Annotated in this window: 4 protein-coding genes; all 4 read left to right on the top strand. The window is 60.5% G+C overall.

The annotated features are described in order from the left end of the window. Positions 1-632: IS21-like element helper ATPase IstB (gene istB / locus Q0579_RS07415; RefSeq protein WP_298810690.1), on the top strand; the 632-nt coding region annotated here is incomplete at its 5' end. A gap of 347 nt (positions 633-979) precedes the next feature. Next, on the top strand, positions 980-1876 hold the full coding sequence (locus Q0579_RS07410; RefSeq protein ID WP_298280876.1) for a 3-hydroxyacyl-CoA dehydrogenase: 897 nt from the start codon (positions 980-982) through the stop codon (positions 1874-1876). Between the two features lie 117 nt (positions 1877-1993). Beyond that, the gene (locus Q0579_RS07405) at positions 1994-4357 is read left to right on the top strand and encodes a membrane-bound PQQ-dependent dehydrogenase, glucose/quinate/shikimate family (protein ID WP_298280877.1); all 2364 of its coding nucleotides are present in this window, start codon (positions 1994-1996) and stop codon (positions 4355-4357) included. 62 nt (positions 4358-4419) lie between these two features. Continuing rightward, complete coding sequence (locus Q0579_RS07400) at positions 4420-5985, top strand: DUF4403 family protein (RefSeq protein ID WP_298280878.1); 1566 nt, start codon at positions 4420-4422, stop codon at positions 5983-5985. The last annotated feature ends 220 nt before the right edge of the window (positions 5986-6205 follow it).

Below are 6205 nucleotides of genomic sequence, written 5' to 3'. Positions count from 1 at the left end.
AGCGCACGACCATGGAGGTCCTGACCGACCTGCTGCGTGCCGAGGCGACGCACCGTCATGCGGCGTCCGTCCGCTACCGGATGTCGGCCGCCAGGCTGCCGGCGGTGAAGGACCTCGACGCCTTCGTCTTCGGCGACACTCCCATCAACGAAGGGCTGGTGCGCTCACTGTACAGCGGCTCGTTCCTCTCCGGTCGGCGCAACGTCGTGCTGGTCGGCGGAACGGGCACCGGCAAGACGCACCTTGCCACCGCCATTACCGCCAACGTGGTGCGGGCCGGCGCCCGCGGGCGCTACTTCAACACGGTCGACCTGGTGAACCGGCTCGAGGAGGAAACGCGCCTTGGCAAGGCCGGCACGCTGGCGGCCCAGCTCTCCCGGCTCGACCTCGTGGTGCTCGATGAGCTCGGCTACCTGCCTTTTGCCCGCTCGGGCGGTCAGCTGCTCTTCCACCTCGTCAGCAAGCTCTATGAGCAGACCTCCGTCATCGTCACGACGAACCTCGCCTTTGGTGAATGGCCGACGGTCTTTGGCGACCCCAAGATGACCACCGCGCTGCTCGACCGCATTACCCACCATTGCGACATCGTCGAAACCGGCAACGACAGCTGGCGCTTCAAACATCGAAGCTGACGCCCAGGACCACCGGCAGAGAACGCTTCGCGCTGGTTGCGCCTCCGGTCGGGCTACGCCCGCCCTACGCCGCAACCAGCGCGAACGGTGCGCCCGTCATACCCGTCACGCTGCTCGACGAAGGGGTTCCCTTTTGCACGCCGATGGGGGGTCCCTTTTGGACGCCGATTGACAATCAGCGGAAGAGCACCTCTATGTCGAACCCGATCAGTTCACGGCTCAAACGCCCATGGGCACGTTCACTGGCGTCACAGAGATGGTCGGCATGTCGAAGACGCCTGGCAGTTACCGCTTTCCCCGTGAACCTCGCGGTGCTGCAAAGCCTGAATGGTTGAAGGACTGAGACGATGCTCGGAAAGCTTTACATCCTTCAGGCCCAACCGGCCGTCATACTTTCACTCGATCTCGACACGGGAGACGTGCAGACCGTGCTAGACGGCATCTACGGCGTTCCCGACGGTATCCAGATCGATGCCGCCAGCGAGGCAATCTTCTGGACCAGTATGGGCAAGCCGCCTGCGAGTGGAGAGGAGTTCCTTGCCGACGACGGGACAGTGGAGCGGTGCGGTATAGGGGGAAGCGGGCACACGACCCTGATTGGCAACGGGGCCATCGTCACCCCCAAACAACTGCAGCTGCATCGCCCGACCAACACGCTTTATTGGTGTGATCGGGAGGGCATGGCGTTGATGTCCAGCCGGACCGACGGGGGAAATCTGCGGACAATCTTGCGGACGGGCGAATGGCCCGATCAGGCGAGCGAGATCCTGCGGCACTGTGTCGGCATCGCACTCGATGACCAAAATGGTTATATCTACTGGACACAAAAGGGCCCCGCTGACGGCAACCGCAGGCGAATTTTCCGGGTTTCCGTCGATTTTGAAAGCGGCGTGATGTCTTCTGGCAATGACGGCGTGGAGCTGCTGCTGGATGGGCTTCCCGAGCCGATCGATCTTGAAATCGACCTCGATCGCGGCAAGCTGTACTGGACCGATCGGGGCGATCCATCGGCTCAAGGAAATTCGCTCAACTGCGCGAACGTCAGTGCAACCGGCTTGTCCGATCATGTGGTTCTTGCCACCGGGCTCCAAGAGGGCATCGGCCTTGCGCTTGACGATGCTGGACAACGGATTTTCGTCAGCGATCTGGGCGGCACGATCCGCATGTTCTCAATGGCTGACGAGACGTTTGCCGTCGTGCACCGTTTTGGAAAACCGCTAACCGGCATTGCCTTTTCCAAATGAAGCTCTTCCGCAAAGCGCAGTTCGGTGAACGCTCGGTCGTTCTGGCGCTCGCCAGCGGCGATCATAAGCACTGATAAGTCAGAATGCCTCCCCAACGCTCTCAGAAGGATCCCATGGATGGCGCGCCTATACACTCTACTGGTAGCCTGGGTAGTCGCGCTACTCGGCGGCCTCTTTGTCGTCGCGGGAGGCGTTCTCTTATCGCTCGGCGGATCGGCCTATTATGTCATCGTTGGCTTGGCCATGGTGATCAGTGGAGCGCTCATTGGACGCGAGCGCCAGTCCGGCCTCTGGTTGTATGGCGCAGTGTGGCTTGGGACTGTAATTTGGGCAATCTGGGAAGTCGGTTTAGACGGCCTGCAACTGATGCCTCGCGTAATCGCGCCAACTGTCTTGCTCTTCCTCGTTCTCTTGACGCGGGTCCCCAAACGCACGGGGCGCTCATTTCATAAGGCTATCCCCGCCGTCGCGGGAGGTTTGGCAGTCATTAGCGTCACTGCACTGACGCTGCACGGGCAAGGCGTATTCGCACAAGACGAAGCCTTGCCGGCATTTTCGAGGGTATCGAGCGGTGAGGCGGATGCCGACTGGCGGGATTATGGCGGAACCCTATCCGGCCGACGATACTCGGCTCTTGCCGACATAACCCCCCAAAACGTCGGCAGGCTGGAACTGGCGTGGACGCAGCGCACCGGCGATCTTGCGATGCCCGCCGAGGCGAAGGCTCACAAGCGCGAGTATCATTCGGAGTCGACACCGATCCACATCGGCGACACCCTGTATACCTGCACGCCGCATTCCTATGTCCAGGCCATCGATGCCACCACGGGCAAGACCAAGTGGAGCTGGCACGAGCAGGCGAAGATCGAAGGCAACAATTATCTCGTCTGTCGCGGCGTCTCCTATTTTGAGGCACCGGCGGGAACGCCCTGTCCCCGCCGTATCTTCGCGCCTACTTTCAATGCACGTATTGTAGCGCTCAATGCGGATACCGGGCGGGTGTGCACGAATTTTGCCAATGGCGGTGCCATAGATCTGCGCGCGAACATGGGCCTCTCGCACCCGTCCGATCAAATCGGAACGACGCCACCGGTGGTCGTAAATAACCGACTGATCGTCGGCGAACGGATCACCGACAACGTCAATCGTGACATTCCCTCGGGCGTGGTGCGTGCCTACGATCCCGTGACGGGCGCGCCGGTCTGGGCTTGGGACGTGGGTCGCTCACAGGACGCGATCGCACCTTTGCCAGCCGGGCAGGTCTACACGCGCGGGACGCCCAACGTCTGGGGCGCGATTACCGCCGACGCGACCAATGGGCTTGTCTACCTTGGCACTGGCAATGCCTCGCCTGATTATTGGATCGGTTTCCGCCGGCCGTTCGATGACCGCTTCGGAACGTCGATCGTGGCGCTCGACGTAGCGACGGGCAAGTTGCGGTGGATGCGGCAACTCGTTCACCGCGACATGTGGGACATGGACCTGCCGATCGGTCCCTCACTATTCGACTATCGCACCCCCGACGGTCGCACGGTACCTGCCCTGATACAAACGACGAAGATGGGCCAGGTGTTCTTCCTTAACCGCCTGACCGGTGCGCCGATTGCTGCCGTGACCGAGCGCAGGGTGCGGACTGACGGTGCGACGCCTGGGGTGCGGGTCTCGCCGACACAGCCCTTCTCGACAGGCATGCCGAGCTTCACGCCGCCAGCGCCTACGGAGGTCGCGACCTGGGGTGCAACGCCGATCGATCAACTGTTTTGCCGGATCGACATCCGTCGCGCACAAGGTACTGGTATCTATCAGCCGCTGGGCCTGAAACCGATCATCGGTCATCCAGCCTTCGATGGCGTCACCGATTGGGGCGGCGCTGCCGTCGACCCGGTACGCGGGATCATGACCGTCAACACGATGGAGATGCCCTTCAAGCTCTGGCTGATGCGACGTGATGACCCGCGCGCCGCCAAGCTGATGAAGCAGAAGCAGGGAGGGGAGAATGCGATGCAGGCCCAACTGCAGACGCAATACAACACCCCCTATGTTGCGGTCGTCCAAGCATGGGTTGGTATCTTCGGAGCGCCCTGCGTCGCGCCACCGTGGGGGCATTTGACTGCGGTCGATCTACATACTCGCCGTATCAAGTGGCAGAAGATACTGGGTACGGCCCGTGACACTGGCCTGTTTGGGTCCCATCTCGGGGTTCCGCTCAAGACGGGTGTCCCGAACCTAGGCGGCTCCATCATCACGGCCGGCGGCCTCGTCTTCATCGGCGCAACAACCGACCAGTATCTTCGCGCCTTCGACCTGGCGACCGGCAAGGTGGTTTGGAAGGCACGGCTGCCTGCCGGCGCACAGGCGACACCAATGACCTATCGTGGCCGTGACGGGCGCCAGTATGTTGTTATCACGGCCGGTGGCCATGGCGCGTTAGGGACCCGATACGGCGACTATACGCTTGCCTATGCACTGCCGCGGTCATGATCGGCGACCGAGAAGCCCATGGCAAGCGAGCGGGTTCAGCATCATCGAGAGGGTTGGGGTCTATGACGTGGCGGTTCATCTTGCCATGTCAGCATTCAAGGCGGAGCGAACGCGATGATAATGCCTTATTGAAGATGAGGCCGAGCGGCTTGGTAGCCGGTAACAAGCCCATTTCACTGGCCGCAGCATTGAGTATCACGATCGCGATGACGGGATGCTCGCGCAACGCCGGGCAGCCGCCACGGGCAAATGATGCGATTTCCGTCAAGCCAGAGCCGTCGTTCATAGCCGTGCCCGTCAGCGCCGATCTTGATGATCTGTCCGCGATGATGGAGCGCCGATTGCCGCAACAACTCTGGCGCATCGACAAGCCCAATCAACCCTGCGTGAAGCGCAAGGCGGTAGATCTCGGCATTGCGAAAATCAAAACGCCGGTGATTAAATGCCGCATCATAGGATCTGTGACGCATGGGCGGATCGTGGTGGGCGGCGCCGGAGAAACGATCAAGGCCACGATTCCCATTCACGCCACAATGCGCGTCGAGGGAGTTGCAGGCCTCCACGAGACAGCGACGGCAGATGCCACGGCCCACGCGACCATTCGCCTGTCGTTTGCACGCGACTGGACGCCGCATGGCACGGTGAATCTGGCCTATCGCTGGACGAACGCACCCCATGCCGATATTCTGGGTCAGCGCATTGACTTGACGAGCCAAGCCGATCGCAAGCTCCGACCGGTTATCGCAAAGCTCGAGCGAGAATTACCCGGCGAATTGGGTAAGCTTGGCGTTCGTCGGGCGATCGGCAAGGCATGGGCTGCGGCATTCACAACGGTTTCGCTCAATGCAGATAACCCGGAAGTGTGGATGCGGATCACGCCCGAGGCGCTGCAATATGGCGGCTATAACATCGTTGAGGGACATCTACGTCTTCGCTTAGGGATGCGTGCGTTGACCGAGACGTATGTCGGCTATCGGCCGCCAACGCCTGACGTGCGGCCGCTTCCCATGCTTGAACGATTGACCGACAAACCTGGTAAGGTGTCGGTCTTCGTGCCCGTCTTCGCTGACTATCGTGTTTTGGAGCCGGTGCTGATGAAGGCGCTGCGCAAACGGTCAAAGCGGCCGTTCGACGTTCCCGGCCTTCCTCCCGTACGTGCAAGGTTCGATCGCGTGAGCATCTATGGCACTGAACACGGTCGAATTGCTGTTGGACTAACGTTCGCCGCGCTCCAGCAGGGGAGAGAAAAACCCACCCAAGGTACCGTCTGGATGACCGGCAAGCCAGTCACGCAGCCGAATTCCCGCCATGTCGGCTTCGAGGACTTCAACGTGAGTGGGACGTCGGACATGACGGGGGGGGACCTTATTCTCGATGTGGCTAATACGCCAGGGATCGCGAGCATGGTCGCGGGCATGCTCGCCCAGAACTTTGAGAAAGATTATGTTGGCCTGATTGGCAAGATCGACCGCGCCGTCAGCGAAAAACAGGAGGGCGCCTTGTTAATCAAGGCAGACTTGAAGCAAACCCGGACCGGGCGTCTTCAAGCAGCGGGTAAGGGGCTATACTTACCGGTTTGGGCTACTGGTACAATCATGACGAGGCTTTCACCAACAGTTGAGCGATAAGACCTATATCCGTGGAAATCCTCGATACCGTAAGATAATATGACCTGTCTAACTTAGATGCTTGCCTGAGATTCTTCAAAGCCCGAACGGGGTATAGGCCGTTTGAAACGATCGCTCATTAAACGCGGTCTTTCATGCATAGGTGCGCCACAGTTCTTTATGAATCTAGGTGTTCAGTCCCGGCATTTGGTGGATCGGGTCGATGATGAACCGATCTGGC

Origin of the sequence: uncultured Sphingomonas sp. (assembly GCF_936927845.1) — a bacterium.
Classification (GTDB): domain Bacteria; phylum Pseudomonadota; class Alphaproteobacteria; order Sphingomonadales; family Sphingomonadaceae; genus Sphingomonas.
This window is presented reverse-complemented; position numbering and strand designations above follow the sequence as displayed.

What these genes read in the sequence shown, in the direction of transcription:
- Q0579_RS07410 (WP_298280876.1), top strand. Translation starts at nt 980, where the DNA reads ATGCTCGGAAAGCTTTACATCCTTCAGGCCCAACCGGCCGTCATACTT.
- Q0579_RS07400 (WP_298280878.1), top strand. Translation starts at nt 4,420, where the DNA reads ATGACGTGGCGGTTCATCTTGCCATGTCAGCATTCAAGGCGGAGCGAA.
- Q0579_RS07405 (WP_298280877.1), top strand. Translation starts at nt 1,994, where the DNA reads ATGGCGCGCCTATACACTCTACTGGTAGCCTGGGTAGTCGCGCTACTC.